This window comes from Weissella sp. LMG 11983, from assembly GCF_025908495.1.
Taxonomy (GTDB): domain Bacteria; phylum Bacillota; class Bacilli; order Lactobacillales; family Lactobacillaceae; genus Weissella; species Weissella fermenti.
The window spans coordinates 1,019,845-1,039,536 of record NZ_JAOZFD010000001.1 but is presented as its reverse complement, the minus strand read 5'-3'; the positions used below and the strand labels follow the sequence as shown (position 1 = coordinate 1,039,536).

The following is a 19,692-nucleotide window of genomic DNA, read 5'->3' as shown; positions in this document are numbered from 1 at the left end:
AACGGCACCTACTGGTTTTGTAGGTGTCGTTTTTGCTATGCAAAATATTTTTAGGACGGTAATCGTAATGCCAACGATTAAGACAGATACAATGCAAGAAGCTTCAACGGTAAGCTTGATGATGGATATGGAAGTAATTACGGGTAAGGGAATGTTCGGTTCGATGGCGCGTAGGCAACGAATCACGCAACTATGGAACCGTGCGAAGAATAACGATCCATTGGCACAAAAGTTTGTTGCCGATAATCCAACGATTTTTGACGTGATGAAGCCGAAGCAACCGATGATGACGCCAATTGAGAAAGCGGCTGTGTCGTTGGTGAATTTGGAGGAACGTATTCATGAGTTGGAGGCGACTATTAGCGAACAACGTGCATTTCTGCTGGGAATGTTTTCAGAAGAGGAATTGGATGCAGCCGTAAAACAATTACGTCTAAACGCTGTTTCACGTGGAACTAATTTTCCAAAGTTGCAGGACTAAATCAAACTGGTGTAAGCTTAGTCCACTAATACGAAAGCATGAGATGAGGTTTTGAGATGGACTTGACGTTTGATTTGGCACGCACAGCTTTGGTTGTGATTGATGTGCAAGATGGGATTGCGTTTTCGGGCGCAGCGACACCTAATACGCCGGAACAATTGGTGGCACGCAACAATGAGTTGGCGGCAGTTTTGAAGAATACGGCAGCTCAAATTGTGTTGGTGCGCGTTAAGAATGATGGTGCAGAAGGGTTTAATCCTATAACTGACGCACCATCCACACCGGCGCAACCAATGTCAGCTGAGGCAACGCGTTTATCATTGGACATTGCGACTGACGAAACAGCTGAAAATGTGATTGTTGTGAACAAGCACAATTGGGGTGCGTTTTACGGTACTGACTTGGATGTGCAATTGCGTCGTCGTGGCATCGACACCATCATTTTGACGGGAATTGCCACGTCAATTGGTGTTGATACAACGGCCCGTGAAGCAGCCCAACGTGGCTACAACCTCGTGTTTATCCCAGAAGCAATGACGGATCGCACGGAGCAAGGTCACAACGCTTCTGTCGATGTTATTTTCCCACGCCTAGGGAAAATTCGTACGGTAGCCGAAGTTAAGACGGCAATTGCCGAAGCAAAGTAAAGGGAGAGTCTGGACTTCACGTTCAGGCTTTTCTGTTTTTCGGACTAGTGTCTGGCTAATATGGGCAAATGGCGTTAATATGGCAACAATAATAAAAAGTAAGGAATGGTGAGAGACGTGATTGAATTTCGCAATATCTCGAAAATTTATCAAGGTAAGCCAGCGGTCTCGAACCTAACGTTGGATATTGCTGACGGTGAATTATTTGTCTTGGTTGGCCCAAGTGGTAGTGGGAAGACCACGTCAATGAAGATGATTAATCGTTTAGTTGAGCCAACTGATGGGGATACGTATGTGCGTGGTAAGCGCGCGATTGAGTATGACTTGGTTGAACTACGTCGAGGAATTGGGTATGTGCTCCAAAATTCAGCCTTGTTCCCTAATATGACGATTTTTCAAAATGCTGGTATTCAGTTAGAAGCGGCTGGGGTGTCGCTAGATCAGCGTAAGCAACGCGTCTACGAACTGCTAGATCGCGTTGGCTTGCCAGCGACGCAATATGCAGACCGTATGCCAAATGAGCTCTCGGGCGGAGAACAACAGCGGGTTGGGATTGTGCGTGCCTTGGCGACAAAGCCAGATATTATTTTGATGGATGAGCCGTTTAGCGCGTTGGATCCATTGTCACGTCGTTCGCTACAAGATTTGGTCTTGGAATTGCACGCAGATTTGCACACGACCATTCTCTTTGTGACGCACGATATGAGTGAAGCAACGCGCCTGGGTAACCGCATCGGTGTGATGTATGATGGCGTTTTGCAACAAGTTGGTACACCAACGGAGGTCACGACACACCCAGCAAATGAGCTGGTCGAAGCAATGTTTAGCGAGCGCCCAGCAACGATGATTTAAGCGATTTTGGATGCTGGATTTGGTGAACAAATCACTGAATTAAGTGACGAACCACAGCTGCAAGCAACCGATTATTTGGCTGAATTATCGAAGCAATTGGTCGATCATCCAGCCGTGGTGGTCAACGGGACAACCAAGTTGACGGTGCAAGATTTGTTGCAGTATTTGGCTGCGTTTTAAAGAAAGTAGAGTGTGGGGATGTTAGCAGATATGTTACACATGCTGACAACACAATCTGGCGATATATTGACGGCGTTGCGTGAACACGTACTGCTTTCTTTGTTAGCGATTGTGATTGCAGCAATCATTGCCCTGCCATTGGCTATCGGCTTGATGAATCATCGCCGTGCCGGTGAGTGGGTGCTTCAAATTGCCGGGGTCATTCAAACGATTCCGAGTTTGGCGATTCTAGGAGCGTTAATTCCGTTTGTGGGTATCGGAACGGTGCCGTCAGTCATTGCGTTGGTTTTGTATGCTATTATGCCAATTTTTCAAAACGCCTATGCTGGTTTGACTGGAATTGATCCAACGTTGTTAGAAGCAGCCGATGCGTTTGGATTATCGAAGCGTTTCAAGCTGTTCCGCGTGCAGTTACCATTGGCGATGCCGATGATTATGTCAGGTTTGCGTATTGCGATGGTGATGATTATCGGAACCGCAACCTTGGCAGCCTTGATTGGTGGCGGTGGCTTGGGAACCTTCATCATGTTGGGAATTCAAACTAATAACAATGCTGAATTGTTGTTGGGTGCCATCTTATCAGCCTTGCTGGCGTTGGTATTTTCTTGGGGTATTAAGTTGCTAAGTAAGTTGTCACTAAAGCGTATTGGCATTGTGATAGCAAGCTTGATTGTGATTTTTGGTGGGGTTGCCGGTTATCGTGCAATTGCTCAACCAGCCGGTACGATTACGATTGCTGGAAAATTGGGTGGTGAGCCTGAAATTTTGATTAACATGTACAAGGATTTGATCCAGCAGGATAATCCACGTTTGAAGGTGCAACTAAAGCCTAATTTTGGTGGGACAACCTTCTTGTATAAGGCGTTGAAGAGTGGTCAGGTTGATATTTATCCCGAGTTTACCGGAACGGTATTGCAATCATTGGTTAAGACAGATGGTCATATTCCACATGACCCTGTCACGGCTTATGAGCGTGGTAAGAAGTTGTTGAAGCAACAAGACAATCTGGACTACTTGCAACCAATGAAGTATCAAAACACGTATGCTTTGGCGGTTCGTAAGGCTGACGCTAAGAAGTATGGTTTGAAAACGACATCTGATTTGAAGAAGGTCGATGCCCAATTTGCAGCCGGCTTCGACCCAGATTTCGCTAAGTTGTCCGATGGTTATCCTGGTTTGCAAAAGGCATACGACTTGAACTTCAGTAAGGTCGTGACGATGGAATCAAGTTTACGTTACGAGGCGGTTGCCAATAAGCAGGTTGATGTGACGGATGCTTATACAACGGATCCGCAATTGAAGCAGGATGATTTGGTGTCATTGAAGGATGATAAGCAATTCTTCCCACCTTACCAAGGTGCACCGTTGGTTAACGATGCGACATTGCAGAAGTATCCAAGCATTAAAAAGAGCTTGAATAAGTTGGCGGGCAAGATTTCAGAAGATGATATGATTCAAATGAATTATGAAGTAACGGTTCAGCATAAAAAGGCTGGGGATGTTGCGCGTGATTATTTGAAGCAGCATGGCTTGATAGATTAAATGAAATAAGGTGCTCAAAATTTTGAGCACCTTATTTTTAGTTTACGTAGGGTAACAACGTGGCCAAATCTGTCGTCCTGTTGTCTGGTAATAAGAATTCAGTTGCCAAGTTATCTGGATTAATATTATAAAAGAATTGTCGGCAACGCCCGCATGGCGCATAAATTTTCCCGCTTTGATGGACTGCGACGCAACGAACAACGCGAGATTCATTATGCTGAATCATATCGGCGATTGCACCATGTTCCGCACAAAATCCCAAACTACTTGAGGAATCAATTGAAATACCAGTGTACACGTGACCGTCCTCTGTTTCTAATGCACATGCGACGGAGGCAACATAACAATTTGGCGTTAGTTCACGAGGATTCACTTTTTCTTTTGCTAAATTAGTTAGTTCTTCAAATGTCATTTTTGGTTCCAACTTTCTTTCTGTAAATCGTACCATAACTAAAATTAGAAAACGATGACAAAAGTTGTTGACAAATTAAAAGTATGAGCATATCATAATCAACATCGACAAAGACGAGATGTAGTAACGATTGAAAATTCCGCAGAGAGCTAGTGTTTGGTGAAAGCTAGTGATTGGCAAATCGTGAAAATGGTCTCTGAGTTAGTGCGTGACTGCGAGCAGGTTCTGTAAGTGGTTACCGGGTGCGCCCGTTATAGCGCCAACGTATTTCCGGCGGCTGTCGACTAGTCCAGCTTGAAGGCGTACGTGTAAGCTTATTTGGGTAACTAGATAAGAAAACTGGGTGGTAACACGAGTCATTTCGTCCCGGGGATTGTGTCATGAGACACGGTCCCCGGGTTTTTGTTTATTCGGCCAAATAAACAGCCATCAAAGATAGGTTAATAAATTGGGTTTAAACGGAGAGTAGAAATTATGAGCAAGAAGATTATTACAAGTGCAGTACTAGCATTGGCAGTGGCCGGCGCGGTTATCCCAGCGACATCAGTTGTGGCATCAGCAAAGGAATTGAAGACGGTGAAGGTGGGCATCAATTCACCATCTAAAACAGATCAGGCCGTTTGGAACATCGTTAAGAAGAATGGTGAGAAGCGCGGTATCAAGATTAAGTTGATTACCTTTACGGACTTCAACCAACCAAACGCGGCTTTGAAGCAAGGCAATATTGATGCGAATGCTTTCCAACACTATGCCTTCTTGTCAGATTGGAATAAAGCGCACAAGGCAGATTTGCAACCAGTTGGTGAGACGGTCTTGGGACCTGGTCGCTTGTACTCAGATAAGTACAAGTCAGTGAAGGATATTCCAGATGGTGGTACGATTGCCGTGGCCAACGACCCAACTAACGAGGCACGTGCCTTGTTCTTGTTGCAAGCAGCTGGCTTGATTAAGATTAAGGCAGGCGTTACAAGTCCAACGGTTCGTGATATCGTTTCAAGTTCTAAGAATTTGCACGTGAAGGAATTGGCAGCCGATCAAACGTTGGCTAGCTTGAATTCAGTTGATGCTGCCGTTATCTCAGCCACATTCGTTGAAGCCGCTGGTCGCAACCCGAACTCAGCCATCTACGTTTGGAACGCCAACAACAAGCAATCATACCAATGGGTGAACATCATCGCAGCGCGCCACGACGATGCTAAGAAGTGGTACATCAAGGCTTTGGTAAAGTCATACCAAACGAAGGAAGTTGGGCAATACATCAACGACCACAACAACGGTACGGAAATCGCAGCTTGGAAGGGTGCACCTAAGGCTACGGTTGTGACGGCCGATACGGCTAGCGATGCGTCATCTGCATCATCAAACTAATCAAAAAATCGAGGGGATTTGAATGGCAACAGCACTAGGAAACATCAGGGGAATCGCACGGCCAACAATTGTTGGTCAAGCGCTATATGCGACAGAAAGCGTTGCGGACGAAATTGGGAATCGCTATCAAACGAATTTGGTGGTTGTGAACGAGACGGATACGACCACGTTGGTAAATGACGCGACCGATTTGCAAGGCACGACACAGGCGATTTTCTATCAGCATGATGGTCAAATTTATCGTCGCACTAGTGATGGTGAAACGTTGCAATTAACGCATCAAAGTGATCACATCACGAGTTTTGCGCCAACACCTGATGGGGCGGGTGTTGTGTTTGCTGTTCAGGTTGAAACACAAGCATCGTTTAATGCCGTCAGCGAGCGACCAACGGTGCGTTATTATACGAAGCGTCATTATAAGGATGATGGGGTCGGATTTATCGATGAGCAACGTCGTTTTGAGATTTATCAAGCCACAGCTTCAGGGGTGACTCGTTTATTGGGCACGTTCTCATTGCCGGTTAAAGTTGCGGATGCGACTGATACGCAGGCGTTGGTTATTGTGCAAACGAATGATGAAGACGCCCATGAATATCGCTCTGAGTTGCGTACGATTGATTTTGAAGCGCAGACACAAGTAATCGTGCCAACGAACTTAGCGCAAGTTTATGAAGCAACAATTGCACCAGATGCAACGCAAATTTTGATTCTCGGTAATGATGATCAATATCCTAATCGACGCGCAGTGAGCCTGCATTATTATGATGGCCATCAAACACGATTGGTTTTTGATGACGAAGAATTGTTAGCAGAACCTAATTCCGATGTTATTGTACAGGGACAAGGACGCCATGTGCGTTGGTTGGATTCAGAAATGTACATCTTTGAAACTGGCTATCACGGACATACGCGTCTTTATCATGGAACGGTAGCTGGTGAGATTACGCGACTACTTGATGAGCCACAACTGCTAACTGATTTCGCGATTACTGATCGACGGTTAGTCATTGCGCAACAAGATACGAGCCACCCAAGCCGTTTGATTACAGTCGATTTAGACACGTATGCACAAACGGTGCGTTATGATGCCAATCCGACGTTGTCGTTTACGGCAGCCGACAAATTCACTTTTGCTAGTGAAGACGGTTCGAATGTGGATGGTTGGTTCTTGCCAGCTCATTCAGAGGAGCCAGCACCAGTTGTGCTATATGTTCACGGCGGTCCTCATGGTGCTTATGGGGAGGCATTCTTCTGGGAATTCCAACGCTTTGCGGAAGCGGGCTACAACGTTGTCTTTACGAATCCACATGGTTCAACGACGTACGGCCAAGCGTTTATCAATGCAGTAGTAAACCACTATGGTGAACAAGATTATCGTGATGTATTAGCGGGCTTAGACAGGGCTATTGAACGCTATGCTGATAAGATTGATGCTACCCGACAAATCATTATTGGTGGGTCATATGGTGGCTTTATGACGACTTGGGCAATCGGTCATACTGATCGATTCCAAGCGGCTGTTTCACAACGACCAGTAACAGAGTGGCTACATCTAACCGGTGCCAGTGACATTGGATATAACTTCGTCTTTGATGAAATGGGGGCAACGCCATATACGGAACCTGGCCGAGCAGAATTGATTAAGCGCTCGCCAATTACGTATGCCGGGTCAGTTAAAACGCCGTTGCTGATGATGCACGGTGAGTATGATTTGCGAACACCAATTGCACAAACAGAAATGTATTTCACAGCGGTGAAGACGTTGACGGACACACCAGTTGAAATGGTACGTTTCCCACAATCATGGCACGGTGTATCTCGTAACGGCTTACCGAACTTACGCGATGCGCGACTGACTGTCATGTTTGAATGGTTGGCCACGATTACTAAAGTAAGTGGATAAAATAAGCACAAAACAACGAGTTGGAAGTGAGGTGGCTCGTTGTTTTTTTGTGTTAGAAAGCGGTTTCATATATAGTAACCATAGAGGGAAGTACTATGACAATGCATGAAATGGTTAATAGGGAGTTCGTAGATTTGCCAATATCAACATTACACTATACACCGGATATGCCAATTAAGGTCGCTAATCACTGGCATGCTTCTGTAGAGGTTAATTATGTGGTTTCAGGCGAAATTAGTCATTTTGTGATGAACGGACAAACCTTTACAGTGCAAGCGGGCGATTTTATTGTGGTTAATCCAAATGTGAGCCATGAAATTTGGAGCCAAACTAATCGAATAGAAAGTATAACAATTTTTCTATTGCCTGAATTTTTCTCACAAAATAACATAACACTGGAAAATAGACATTTTTTTAGAACGCCATCCCGACATAATGACGAAGATGAAGGTGTCCTAAAAATGTTTTTAGGCGCCTTGGATAAGGTTTTCAAACTCGTAACTGGTGGTGATGAAGTTAGTTTAGTTGCATTGAAACGGGCCATTTTTACGCTCGCTGATATATTGATGACAGAGTGGAGTTACCCAGTACAGGGTAAGTTGCCTAATATGATTGATGTTAGTCAGCAAGTGCTAGATATTATGACGTACTTTGATAGTCGATTAACGGAAGCAGTGACACCTCATGATGCTGCTAAACAATTTCATATATCTGATAGTTACCTAGCTCGTTGCTTTAGAGAGACAGTTGGAGTTACACCAAATGAGTACATCCAATATCAAAGAATTCAATTAGCAGAGGTTTATTTAGCGGATACAAGTCAGTCGATTGCGCAGATTTCAATTAAGGCCGGTTTTTCCAGTGAGAAAAGTTTGCAACGAACGTTTAGAAAATATAATAATATGTCCCCGAGTGAGTACCGAAAGCTAGTTCAAAAATCGTCTTATAAATAACCAGTAAATGACTGGGAAGTTTGGTTTTAGTTTTTTAAAATGGGTTTATAAGTTTGAAGGGGGAAGCTATGAGGTCAGAAAAAGAACGTATGATTTCCGGTGAATTGTATTTGCCGGGAGATTTAGAATTAAGAGCACGGGCAAAATTTGCGCATGAGAAAACTTATAAATTTAATGAAACGCTTGATAAGCAAAAAGGGGAAAAAATATTAAGAGAGCTATTTTCGGAGTTTGGTGAGGGGAGTCATATTAGGCCACGATTGTCAGTGGATTATGGAGAAAATATCGTAATCGGGAAACGCTTTTTTGCGAATTATGACTTGATTATGTTAGATGTTGCCCCAATCACAATTGGAAATGATGTGATGTTTAGCCCACGTGTTAGTTTGTTAACGCCAACACATCCGATTGATGCGGTTGTTAGAAATACGGGATTGGAGTATGCATTGCCCATAATAATTGGCGATAATGTTTGGCTGGGTGGTGGTGTGACTGTTAATCCAGGAATCTCGATTGGTGATAATACTATAGTAGGATCGGGATCAGTTGTAACCCATGATTTACCTGGAAATGTCATTGCAGTTGGAAATCCAGCACGCGTTCTGCGAGAAATAACAGACCATGATCGGCAGATTTGGGAGGAGGAGCGTAGTAAGCATGGTATTTAAAGGGTTTGAGATATTCATGATTTGGGCATTTATTAGTTCGTTTATTTTATTTTTGGGTGTAACTGAGACATATGGATTACAGCTGTTATGGTTTGTCGAAGTGATGATAACGTTGGTGATGATTGGTGCATTTATTAAATTAGTAGTCAAAAAATAGACGATATTGGGGACGATTTATTATGATTAACAAACTAATTGCAACTGATTTGGATGGTACGTTTTGGACTGACGATAAAAGGTTTAATGAAGTCAAATTTGAAAATTTACTTGATCATTTAGAAGCAGTTGGCGGTCATTTTGTGGTTTCGACGGGTAATGATCGAGCTACGGTTGATCGCGTGATGAATAAGTTTATCGGACGATTTGATTATGTCGTTAATAATGGGGCGCAGATTATTACAAAGGAAAACCATACAGTCGGGCTACATAAAATTGGCCATGATTTAAGTGCTGAGATTTATCGAACGATTTTATCAATGGACGTGCAGCTGGAACACGGGATAGTTTTTGTAACTGATCGTGTAGGATATATGTTTTCGTCAGATAGAGGCCAAGGAAATTTAGCGTATATTATGGAGGACGAGTTTCCAGAATTGCAGTCAATTGATTCGGTAAAGGACATTAACGAAGAAATATTAAAAATTATTATTCGGGTGTCAGAGGGGGTTGCGGAGTCAGTGATGGACAACATTCAGGCATCGGTCAGGAATGCGGCCCATGTTACAACCTCGGGGTATGGGGCAATTGACATAGTGCCTGCCAACACGAATAAAGCGGTAGGCCTTGCTGAATTAGCAAAATATTATAATCTGTCATTGTCACAAGAACTAGTAGCGTTCGGTGATGGACGTAATGATTTGGAAATGCTCCAGGTTGCGGATACCGGATACGCCATGCCTAATGGTGATCAGGAATTAGTAAAGGTGTTTCCAACTGCCCATTCAGACAATAACCATGATGGCGTATTAGATACGTTGTTACTTAGATAGTTCCACGTGAAACAAAAAAAGACCGCATATGTGGTCTTTTTTTTGTTGGGATTCAGATTACAGGAAACATCCTACATGTCGTTGTACTCGGAGTACAAAAAGGAGCCAGTGTATTAACGTATGCTATCCGGTTCCGAGAAGTGAGGTAATCATGAAACACGACAGGTGAAGGGAATTGTTTTTTCAACTAAATCTGTATATAACGTATCAATCCACTTTGAGTTTGTTTGCGGTAAATCCATGAAATGAGGAGAATCACGCCCATTAATATGGTTACTGATTATTATGTTCAGTCGTTGTTTTACGATTCAACTGGCTCAACATGATGCGGGTACCAAGATTTTGAATACCGTCCAACTTCAAGTGATCACGGATACCATCGTTCATCTTATCTAGCATGGCTGCGAGTTGCGTCCATTCTTCTGGGCTTAGATAATCGAGGTATTCGGGGATGTAAAACAAACTCTTTTCAGCTTCGTGGCGACCCTTTTCGGTGAGCTGAATTAATTGAATACGACCATCAGTTGGGGACTTTGTCTTAGTGACAAAGTCCTTTTTAACTAGCTTAGCGACGAATTCAGCCGTAGATTGCACACTCATGTCCAAGCGCTCAGCGAGGTCCTTTTGAGAAATATTATCGCCTTCACTTAATGCAACCAGTACTTTATTTTGCCCACGGAAAACGGGCGAGTGACGTTCAACTTGTTCATCAGCCAAGTGCTGAAGTGATGTAAATTCAAATAGTTTTGCTGCTAATTGGTGTTTTTCGATCAAATCAGCCATGTGTCTTGCCATCCTTTAATTTTTCTACTAATGCCAGTATAACAGGGTTCGTGACGAATATGAACTAAAATACACAGGGTACCTGAACAAAATCGTTGACATATTAATCAGGGTACCTTATTATTATTTTCATCAGGTACCCTGATAATCAATTTTGAAAACAAGAAGGCAATATCATGAGTGAAGAGTATGCAGTTGAAATTGAAGGATTGACTAAGACGTTTGGCACGCAAACGGCGGTTGATAACGTGTCATTTAACATCAAGCGTGGTGAGGTGTTCGGTTTGCTTGGACCAAACGGAGCGGGTAAGACAACTACGCTGCGCATGATGACGACGTTGCTAAAGCCGACGTCAGGAACGATTCAAATTTTCGGTCACGATGTTAAGAAGGAACCGAAGGTGGTTCGTTCGTTGTTTGGTTTGACTGGTCAATACGCATCGGTTGATGAGGATATTTCTGCTCGCGAAAACTTGATGATTTTCTCACGCCTAAATGGCTTGTCACGACGCGAAGCCAAGGAACGTACGGAAGAATTATTGACCGAGTTTTCATTGGTAGCGTCAGCTGATAAGGCAATTTCGAATTTCTCAGGTGGTATGCGTCGCCGTTTGGATTTGGCAGTTAGCTTGATTTCACGCCCAGCGTTGATTTTCTTGGATGAACCAACAACCGGTCTTGATCCACGCACCCGTACGCAAATGTGGGATACCATTCGCGAGTTGGTCGCAGAAGGCTCAACAATCGTCCTAACGACACAATACTTGGAAGAGGCTGATGAATTAGCTGATCGCATCGCGTTGATTGACCACGGAAAGTTGGTCAGTCTCGGCACGCCAGCCGAGTTAAAGGCCCAAGTTGGGGGCGCAAAGCTACGTTTGGAAATGGCAGATGCACAACAAGCTGACCAGGCCAAGCAAATCGTAACTGATGCGTTGCACGAAGAAGTAAAGGTGGCCAATAACATTGTTACAGCGCCACTACGCGATACGAATCAGGTTGCGGGTATCTTGAGCCAACTAACTGTAGCGGGGCTCACAATGACGAATATGGCCGTTGAACAACCATCGATGGATGATGTGTTCTTTGCTTTGACGGTTGGAAAGAATTAAGGGAAATAAGAAGGTTAGAATCATGATGGATGTACAAGCACACAAGACAAATATTATTGCGAACACGGCTACGATGGCATACCGCAATTTGCTAAAGACGTTACACAACCCAGACAAGTTTTTGGATGTGATTGTGCAACCTGTGATGTTCATGTTGATGTTTGGTTACCTATTTGGTGGGGCGATTGCTGGTAACGTGCATGCTTATTTGCCAACGATTGTGCCAGGAATTCTTATGCAAGCGTTGATTTCAGCTGCATCAGGTTCTGGTACCCAAATTAGTGACGACATGAATTCAGGTATTTATGATCGTTTGAAGTCATTGCCAATCGCCCACATTGCACCATTGGCCGGACAACTATTCGCAGATATTTTGCGTTTGTTTATCGCTGCAATCGCGTCATTGACGACGGGATTCCTAATGGGATGGCGTCCAGCAGCCGGATTTGGTTGGGTAGTTGTCGTTGTGTTGTTAGATGTGTTCTTGGGCTGGGCTTTGAGCTGGGTGTTCGCTTTGTACGGTATGGTTGCCAAGAGCTCAACGATGGTCGAAAGCGTCTCATTGATTACGATGCTTTTGCTAACGTTCCTATCAAGCGCCTTCGTACCTGTTAAGACGTTGCCACATGCCATGCAAATTTTAGTAAACCTAAACCCAGTAACATATGTCATTAAGGCATCACGTGTCATGCTAAACCAAGGTATATGGTCAAACCAAGCTTGGATTGTGCTAGGCGCTGGTGTGTTGGTGGTTGCGATTTTCGCACCGCTAACTGTGTTGGTTTATAACCGCAAGAATTAATAATTAAAAGCCCTGCATCAAGGTTGTTTTTGAACCTTGATGCAGGGCTTTGCTGTTTATTTAAGGGTTACTCCCACTCTACAGTTGCAGGTGGCTTAGCCGTGATGTCGTAGACGACGCGGTTGATGTGGTCGACTTCATTTACGATGCGACGAGAAATTTCTTCCAAGATGTCCCATGGCAACTTTGCGAAGTCAGCCGTCATACCGTCGACTGACGTGATGGCACGGATGGCAATGGTGTAGTCGTACGTACGACCGTCTCCCATGACACCGACTGAACGAACGCCAGTCAATACCGTGAAGTATTGCCAAACTTCGCCGTCTAGGCCGTGCTTGGCGATTTCTTCACGCAAAATAGCGTCAGATTCGCGCACAATTTCAAGCTTGTCTTCAGTGACTTCGCCCAAAATACGGATTCCAAGACCAGGACCAGGGAATGGTTGGCGCCATACAAGTTCGTGTGGCATACCCAACTTTTCACCCAAAGCACGTACTTCATCCTTGAAGAGCGTGTTCAAAGGCTCAATCAATTGGAATTGCATGTCTTCAGGCAATCCGCCAACGTTGTGGTGTGACTTAATTGTTTGGGCAGTATCAGTTCCTGACTCGATAACGTCCGTGTACAACGTTCCTTGGGCCAAGAAGTCGATACCATCAAGCTTTGCAGCTTCTTCGTCAAAGACACGAATGAATTCGTTTCCGATAATCTTACGCTTTTGCTCAGGGTCAGTAACACCGGCAAGCTTAGATAGGAAACGTTCTTGGGCGTCGACCTTGATGATGTTCAAACCGAACTTACCGCCAAGTGATGCCATCACTTCATCAGCTTCATTCTTACGCAGCAAACCGTGATCAACGAAGATTGATGTCAATTGGTCACCGATGGCGCGTTGCAACAACACACCAACGACTGATGAATCAACACCACCAGAAAGTCCCAACAAGACCTTCTTGTCGCCAACTGTTTCGCGGATTTGCTTGATTTGTTCGTCGATGAAGTCATCCATTGACCAATTACGCTCAGCGCGAACGGCCTTGTCGACGAAGTTTTCCAAGATTTGCATCCCGTATTCAGTGTGTTGCACTTCAGCGTGGAATTGTACACCGTAGAAGTTGTGGTATGTGTCTTCCATTGCAGCGATAGGCGTGCTTTCTGACGTTGCAACCGCCTTGAAGCCATCAGGAACTTGTTCGACATAGTCTCCGTGTGACATCAAAACTGTTTGCGTCTCAGGCGTGTTGCCGAACAATAGCGCGCTATCATCCGTCACATCCATTTCAGTTTCGCCGTATTCAGCTAAATCGTTAGCTGGTGCAACCTTTCCCCCTGGCAAAACGTGTGCCATGAGTTGCATACCGTAGCAGACACCCAAAATAGGAATGTTCAAGTTGAACACCTCTGGGTCAATTGTGAAGGCGCCGTCTTCGTAAACCGAGTTTGGTCCGCCAGAGAAAATAAGTCCCTTAGGATTTAGTTCCTTAATCTCGGCTGCCGTCAAAGTGTGTGGCTTTAGTTCTGAGTACACACCCAATTCGCGAATACGTCGTGAAATGAGTTGGTTGTACTGTGATCCAAAGTCCAAAACAAGAATACTGTCGTGTGCTTGTGTGTTTCCCATGATGTCCCCCATTAATAAGTTGTTTCTAATTATACGTACTTGTCGATATTTATCAATGATAACTTTTGGGAATGTTCGTAATTTGTTCACATATTACAATGTTCTCATAATCATAGTTACTAAAAATAAGTTATTGACGAAAAATACTTATTTTAAAGGGTTCATACGTTGACAATCAGGTTAATCGTTTTTAATAATTCAAAACTGATGATTTTTGTAATGACTTAGCCCTTGCATTATCTTAAATAGACCTTTATAGTGGTAAAAATTAAATTTTTATATGGACTCTGAGTTGGCCAGTTTTGGCCGGCAAAACGAGTGGTCGGGTCGAGGGATTTTATACTTGGAGGTATTAGGAAAATGGTTTCACGTCGTAACTTAATTATTGGTGGAGTGGCACTTGTCGCGGTTGCAGGAATTGCATACGCAGCAACGTCAGGAAGCAACGGTGGTTCAAGCGATAAGTTCACTGCAGCAGTTGTTTCAGACACGAACGGTGTTAACGATAAGGGCTTCAACCAAAGCGCTTGGGAAGGTTTGGAGAAGTGGGGTAAGGAAAATGGCTTGGAAAAGGGCCAAAACGGATACAACTACTTCCAACCTAAGACAGTTGCGGATTACAACACGCAATTGACGCAAGCCGCAACGGCTAAGTACAACGTTGTCGCAGCAATTGGAAACACGTTTAAGGATTTAGTTCAAACGGTTTCAAAGAAGTACCCAGACACGAAGTTTGTCTTGGTTGACGAAATTGCTGGATCAAAGTACAAGAACGTTGCGTCAGTAATGTTCCGTTCAGAGCAATCATCATACTTGGTTGGTGTGGCTGCAGCTACGAAGGCTAAGACGATGGGCGACAACACGGTTGGGTTCGTTGGTGGTATGAAGAACCCGGTTATCGAGGCGTTCTTGGCTGGTTACCAAGCCGGCGTGAAGTCAGTTGACCCTAATATCAAGGTAGATGCAACGTATGCTGGTACGTTCTCAGACCCTGCCAAGGGACAAACGATTGCGAAGGCTAAGATTGCACAAGGTGAGCACATCATCTTCCAAGCCGCTGGTGGTGTTGGAAACGGTGTCTTCCAAGCTGCGAAGGATCAAGACGCAACGTTGGCTGCCGACTCTAAGGATAAGGTATGGGTTATCGGTGTCGACATGGATCAAACTGACATGGGTGCCTACAAGACAAAGGATGGTAAGGCTGATAACTTGACGTTGACATCATCATTGACTGGAATCGGTCGTGGTGTGCAATTGGTTACTGAAGCTGCCCAAAAGGATAAGTTCCCTGGTGGCAAGACGGTCTACTACGGTTTGAAGGAAAAGGGTGTTGGTGTTACGACTAACAACTTGAACGCAGACGAAAAGAAGGCTGTTGAAGATGCAAAGGCAAAGATTATTGCTGGCGACATCAAGGTTCCAGACACACCTGAAAACTAATGATAGCGAAAAGCTGTGATGAAATATTCATCACAGCTTTTTTTGTGCAATTATTCAATATGCAAAAATGAAACAACTTTAAAAAAATAGATATAGGGCCACTATCAATCTGACAAAACATTCAATAAAAATATTTTAAACCTCTATTTTGTATACAAATGTAATTTAAAAAACTAAAACACTAAAACACATGTGTTAAATAACATCCTTAATTCGCGTTTTTGGAATAAAAATACAAACAATGTTGCTTATTTTGAATAAATAGTTACAATTGATGAATAATCAAATATGCAAAAAGGGGAATATTTATGCAAGAAAAATTGGTTTTGGCTTACTCAGGTGGATTAGATACGTCGGTTGCTATTCCGTGGCTGAAGGAAAAGGGTTACGACGTAACAGCTGTCGTTTTGGATGTTGGACAACACGGTAAGGATTTGGACTTCATTAAGGAAAAAGCGCTTCTAGTAGGGGCTGAGAAGTCAATCTTGTTAGATACGAAGGCAGAGTTTGCCCAAGACTACGTTGTGCCGGTTATTCAAGGTAATTTGCAATATGAAGGTGAATATCCATTGGTATCGGCGTTGTCTCGTCCGTTGATTATTAAGAAGTTAGTTGAGATTGCACATGAAATTGGTGCTACTACGATTGCGCATGGATCGACGGGACACGGTAACGACCAAGTGCGTTTTGAAGCAGCGATTCATGCATTTGATCCGGAATTGAAAATCGAAGCGCCGATTCGAGATTTTCAATGGTCTCGTGAAGAAGAAATTGCTTACGCTGAGGCGCACAATGTGCCGATTCCTGTAGGTGAAGAATCACCATATTCCATTGATGAAAATATTTGGGGGCGTGCGATTGAAGCGGGGATTCTTTGAGAATCCTTGGCATGAGGCGCCGGAAGAAGCCTATACCTTGACTCAGTCGATTGAAAATGCTCCCGATGAACCAGAGTTTACGACACTTACCTTTGAAGCGGGTGTTCCTGTGGCTGTGGATGGTGAAATGATGCCACTACCGGCAATTATTAATCATGTGAATGACATTGCCGGTAAGCATGGGATTGGACGAATTGATCATATTGAGAACCGACTAGTTGGTATTAAGTCACGTGAAATTTATGAAGCGCCAGCCGCTAAAGTTATGATGACCGCACATAAGGATTTGGAAGACTTAACTTTGGAGAAAGATGTGGCCCACTTCAAACCCTTTGTTGAACAACAACTAGCTAATCTGGTTTACGACGCAAAATGGGTTTCACCACTCTTCGATGCGTTGCAGTCATTTGTTAAGCAAACACAACAGGTTGTTAATGGTGACGTGAAGATGAAGTTGTTCAAGGGAAATGCGATTGCGGTTGCCCGTCAGTCAGCAACTAATTCGCTGTATGACGAAGATTTGGCAACATATACAGCTAGCTCATCGTTCGATCAGGCATCTGCAGTTGGGTTTATCAAGCTGTGGACATTGGGAAATACTGTTTTCGAACAAGTAAATCACGTTCATTCAGAAACGGGGATGTCAAATGGTTGAAAAATTATGGGGTGGCCGTTTTACTGAATCGGGATCTAAACGGGCACAGAAATATGGTGCATCAATCAACGTCGATCAACAAATGATTCAAGAAGACATTCAGGCCTCGATTGCTCACGCATTGATGCTAGGCCGACAAGGCATTATTGATGATGCAGATGCACGACAAATTGTAGCTGGGTTGCATGAAATTTGGGCTGATTTTTCTGCTAATAAGGTCACACTAAAAGTTGCACATGAGGATGTGCATATGAACGTTGAAGTATTGTTAACCGAAAAGATTGGCGCAACGGCTGGCAAGCTACACACTGCCAGGTCACGTAATGATCAAGTAGCGACAGACTTTCATCTTTGGGTTGCTAAGCGTTTACCCGATGTTATTGGCGCAATCAAAAGGTTTCAAAAAACGTTGCTAAATCTAGCTGAAGTCCATGAAGCGACTTTGATGCCTGGATATACACATTTACAACATGCGCAGCCCGTTACATTTGGATATCATCTGCTGGCGTATGTTGGGATGTTACAGCGAGATGTTGAACGGTTTGAATTTAATATCAAGCATGCCAATCTATCACCGCTTGGAGCAGCTGCTTTGGCGGGGACAACATTCCCAATTGACCGTGAATCCGTTGCTGCTGCACTAGGATTTGATGCAATTTATCATAACGCGATGGATGCAGTTAGTGATCGTGACTTTGCCGTTGAATTTCTGCAATCAACGTCATTGCTAATGATGCATCTTTCACGTATGAGTGAGGAGATTATTTTATGGTCAAGTCATGAATTTAATTTTGTGACACTTAGTGATGCGTACGCAACGGGATCATCTATCATGCCACAAAAGAAGAATGCGGACTTTGCCGAATTAACTCGAGGCAAGACGGGGCGTGTTTACGGTGATTTGATTGGCTTGCTGACAGTTATGAAAGGGTTACCGTTAGCATACAACAAAGATATGCAAGAAGATAAGCGTGGTGTCTTTGAGGCGTATGACACATTGATGGATGCGCTATATATATTCAATGGAATGTTTGCGACGTTGACAGTTAATCAACAAACCATGACTGAGAGTACGCACGATGATTTTTCAAATGCGACTGAATTAGCAGATTATCTTGTTACGAAAGGGTTGCCGTTCCGAGATGCCCATGCCATCGTGGGACAGCTGGTTCTTTTGGGCATTCAAACTGGCGTAAACCTGCAGGAGATGTCATTGGCCGATTTACAACAAGCAAGTCATTTAATCGATTCAGATGTGTTTGATGTCTTGCGCCCTATGACGGCCGTTAATCGTCGAACATCGTTTGGTGGTACAGCCGTTAGTGAGGTGCACAACCAAATTAAGTATTATCAAGAGAAAGTAGAGGAAGGGTCATGAACGTAGCAATTGTCGGGGTAACCGGATACAGTGGCACCGTTTTATGGCGACTACTAAACCAGCACCCGAATATTCAGCGAGTAAACATATACACACAGCAGTCAGATTTGACAGCTGTATCTAAGCAATTTAATTGGGTGAGTGATCAATCGATAAATGTTTTTAAATTTGATATTGCTGATATTATGACCAACAATGATGCAGTATTTTTTGCGACACCCGCTGGTGTCACAGGTGGATACGCTGCGGAACTAATGAATAATGATTTCCCGGTAATTGACCTGTCTGGTGACTTGCGACTGAAAGACCCTGCTCAATACAAAAAGTGGTACCACCAAGAGCCAAATGTTTCACATGAAACATTGTCAAAGGTGACTTATGGGTTAACCGAATTTACGGCGGCGACAGCAACTTATATTGCAAATCCAGGTTGCTATGCAACCGCAACTCTGATGGGACTTGCGCCGTTGGTACAGGAACGATTGATTGATTTGAACTCGGTGATTGTTGATGCCAAGTCAGGCGTGACGGGATCTGGTAAGAAATTAAGTCGTGCCACGCATTTTGTTGACGTTGATGAAAACTTTGCAATGTATAAGGTTAATCAACATCAACATATTCCCGAAATCATGCAACAACTTAGGGAATGGGCACCCGATATGGGACCGATTCAATTTGCGACAGGATTATTACCCATTAAGCGTGGGCTGATGGCAACGATATACGCCAAAATTTCGGATGAGGTTAGTGATGTTGATGACGTTATAGCTTCGGCCTTTCGAGCGACTTACATGGATAAACCTTTTGTAAAGATTATGGATAATCAAATACCTGACTTACGTTTAATTGCCGGTAGTAATTTCACTGCAATTGGTTGGTCATACAATCCGGTAACTCGGGTGGTCACCGTCGTTAGCGTAATTGATAATTTGATGAAAGGAGCAGCTGGACAGGCTGTTCAAAACTTCAATAAATATTTTGGATTGTCTGAGACTGCGGGCTTAACGCAGTTGCCAGATTTTGTGTAG

Annotated in this window: 18 protein-coding genes, 1 pseudogene and 1 other annotated feature; of the genes and pseudogenes, 16 read left to right on the top strand and 3 right to left on the bottom strand. The window is 43.8% G+C overall.

Annotated features, from left to right (window positions below; translation table 11 throughout):
• The first annotated feature begins 67 nt into the window (after nucleotides 1–67).
• From OIT45_RS05475 to OIT45_RS05455, 5 genes are all read left to right on the top strand, one after another.
• Nucleotides 68–481, top strand: coding sequence for a hypothetical protein (locus OIT45_RS05475; protein ID WP_199404000.1), 414 nt, complete (start codon nucleotides 68–70; stop codon nucleotides 479–481).
• Between the two features lie 56 nt (nucleotides 482–537).
• Entirely contained in the window at nucleotides 538–1,128 is a 591-nt protein-coding gene (locus tag OIT45_RS05470) for an isochorismatase family protein (protein WP_199403999.1), read from the top strand.
• A 117-nt stretch (nucleotides 1,129–1,245) separates the two neighbouring features.
• Complete coding sequence (locus tag OIT45_RS05465) at nucleotides 1,246–1,980, top strand: ABC transporter ATP-binding protein (protein WP_264339907.1); 735 nt, start codon at nucleotides 1,246–1,248, stop codon at nucleotides 1,978–1,980.
• Between the two features lie 6 nt (nucleotides 1,981–1,986).
• Nucleotides 1,987–2,160 carry a hypothetical protein gene (locus tag OIT45_RS05460; RefSeq protein WP_264339906.1) on the top strand — a complete coding sequence of 58 codons (174 nt, stop codon included), beginning with the start codon at nucleotides 1,987–1,989 and terminating at the stop codon, nucleotides 2,158–2,160.
• A gap of 18 nt (nucleotides 2,161–2,178) precedes the next feature.
• On the top strand, nucleotides 2,179–3,702 hold the full coding sequence (locus tag OIT45_RS05455) for an ABC transporter permease/substrate-binding protein (RefSeq protein WP_199403998.1): 1,524 nt from the start codon (nucleotides 2,179–2,181) through the stop codon (nucleotides 3,700–3,702).
• Between the two features lie 37 nt (nucleotides 3,703–3,739).
• Here the strand turns inward: OIT45_RS05455 and OIT45_RS05450 are convergent, their stop codons facing one another.
• Complete coding sequence (locus OIT45_RS05450; protein WP_199403997.1) at nucleotides 3,740–4,114, bottom strand: cytidine deaminase family protein; 375 nt, start codon at nucleotides 4,112–4,114, stop codon at nucleotides 3,740–3,742.
• A 101-nt stretch (nucleotides 4,115–4,215) separates the two neighbouring features.
• Nucleotides 4,216–4,486, top strand: a binding site (T-box leader).
• 102 nt (nucleotides 4,487–4,588) lie between these two features.
• Between OIT45_RS05450 and OIT45_RS05445 the strand changes: the two genes are divergently transcribed.
• The 5 genes from OIT45_RS05445 to OIT45_RS05425 all read left to right on the top strand — a co-directional run bounded on the left by OIT45_RS05445 (nucleotide 4,589) and on the right by OIT45_RS05425 (nucleotide 9,995).
• Nucleotides 4,589–5,482 (top strand): MetQ/NlpA family ABC transporter substrate-binding protein, encoded by an 894-nt coding sequence (locus tag OIT45_RS05445; protein WP_199403996.1) that lies wholly within the window; start codon nucleotides 4,589–4,591, stop codon nucleotides 5,480–5,482.
• A gap of 22 nt (nucleotides 5,483–5,504) precedes the next feature.
• On the top strand, nucleotides 5,505–7,385 hold the full coding sequence (locus OIT45_RS05440) for an alpha/beta hydrolase family protein (RefSeq protein WP_199403995.1): 1,881 nt from the start codon (nucleotides 5,505–5,507) through the stop codon (nucleotides 7,383–7,385).
• A 95-nt stretch (nucleotides 7,386–7,480) separates the two neighbouring features.
• Nucleotides 7,481–8,338: a helix-turn-helix domain-containing protein gene (locus OIT45_RS05435; protein ID WP_199403994.1), complete on the top strand. Its 858-nt coding sequence runs from the start codon at nucleotides 7,481–7,483 to the stop codon at nucleotides 8,336–8,338.
• A 68-nt stretch (nucleotides 8,339–8,406) separates the two neighbouring features.
• Nucleotides 8,407–9,006 carry a sugar O-acetyltransferase gene (locus OIT45_RS05430; RefSeq protein ID WP_264329978.1) on the top strand — a complete coding sequence of 200 codons (600 nt, stop codon included), beginning with the start codon at nucleotides 8,407–8,409 and terminating at the stop codon, nucleotides 9,004–9,006.
• A 179-nt stretch (nucleotides 9,007–9,185) separates the two neighbouring features.
• Nucleotides 9,186–9,995, top strand: a complete 810-nt coding sequence (locus OIT45_RS05425) for an HAD-IIB family hydrolase (protein ID WP_199403992.1) — start codon at nucleotides 9,186–9,188, stop codon at nucleotides 9,993–9,995.
• A gap of 273 nt (nucleotides 9,996–10,268) precedes the next feature.
• Here OIT45_RS05425 and OIT45_RS05420 read toward each other — a convergent pair whose 3' ends face one another.
• Nucleotides 10,269–10,778 carry a MarR family winged helix-turn-helix transcriptional regulator gene (locus tag OIT45_RS05420; protein ID WP_199403991.1) on the bottom strand — a complete coding sequence of 170 codons (510 nt, stop codon included), beginning with the start codon at nucleotides 10,776–10,778 and terminating at the stop codon, nucleotides 10,269–10,271.
• 176 nt (nucleotides 10,779–10,954) lie between these two features.
• Here OIT45_RS05420 and OIT45_RS05415 point away from each other — a divergent pair, with 176 nt between their 5' ends.
• Nucleotides 10,955–11,890, top strand: coding sequence for an ATP-binding cassette domain-containing protein (locus tag OIT45_RS05415; protein ID WP_135796971.1), 936 nt, complete (start codon nucleotides 10,955–10,957; stop codon nucleotides 11,888–11,890).
• Nucleotides 11,891–11,912: 22 nt separating this feature from the next.
• On the top strand, nucleotides 11,913–12,692 hold the full coding sequence (locus OIT45_RS05410) for an ABC transporter permease (protein ID WP_199403990.1): 780 nt from the start codon (nucleotides 11,913–11,915) through the stop codon (nucleotides 12,690–12,692).
• A gap of 67 nt (nucleotides 12,693–12,759) precedes the next feature.
• On the opposite strand, the gene guaA is transcribed toward OIT45_RS05410, so the two are convergent.
• Nucleotides 12,760–14,313, bottom strand: coding sequence for a glutamine-hydrolyzing GMP synthase (gene guaA, locus OIT45_RS05405; protein WP_264329977.1), 1,554 nt, complete (start codon nucleotides 14,311–14,313; stop codon nucleotides 12,760–12,762).
• A 360-nt stretch (nucleotides 14,314–14,673) separates the two neighbouring features.
• Here guaA and OIT45_RS05400 point away from each other — a divergent pair, with 360 nt between their 5' ends.
• The 4 genes and pseudogenes from OIT45_RS05400 (at nucleotide 14,674) to argC (ending at nucleotide 19,692) form a co-directional block, all read left to right on the top strand.
• On the top strand, nucleotides 14,674–15,753 hold the full coding sequence (locus OIT45_RS05400) for a BMP family lipoprotein (RefSeq protein WP_264339905.1): 1,080 nt from the start codon (nucleotides 14,674–14,676) through the stop codon (nucleotides 15,751–15,753).
• 308 nt (nucleotides 15,754–16,061) lie between these two features.
• Nucleotides 16,062–17,286 (top strand): annotated as a pseudogene (locus OIT45_RS05395) (argininosuccinate synthase).
• Nucleotides 17,279–18,664, top strand: coding sequence for an argininosuccinate lyase (gene argH / locus OIT45_RS05390; protein WP_199403986.1), 1,386 nt, complete (start codon nucleotides 17,279–17,281; stop codon nucleotides 18,662–18,664). Before OIT45_RS05395 ends, argH begins: the two are co-directional and overlap by 8 nt.
• The gene (argC, locus tag OIT45_RS05385) at nucleotides 18,661–19,692 is read left to right on the top strand and encodes an N-acetyl-gamma-glutamyl-phosphate reductase (protein WP_199403985.1); all 1,032 of its coding nucleotides are present in this window, start codon (nucleotides 18,661–18,663) and stop codon (nucleotides 19,690–19,692) included. The genes argH and argC overlap by 4 nt, the downstream gene beginning before the upstream one ends.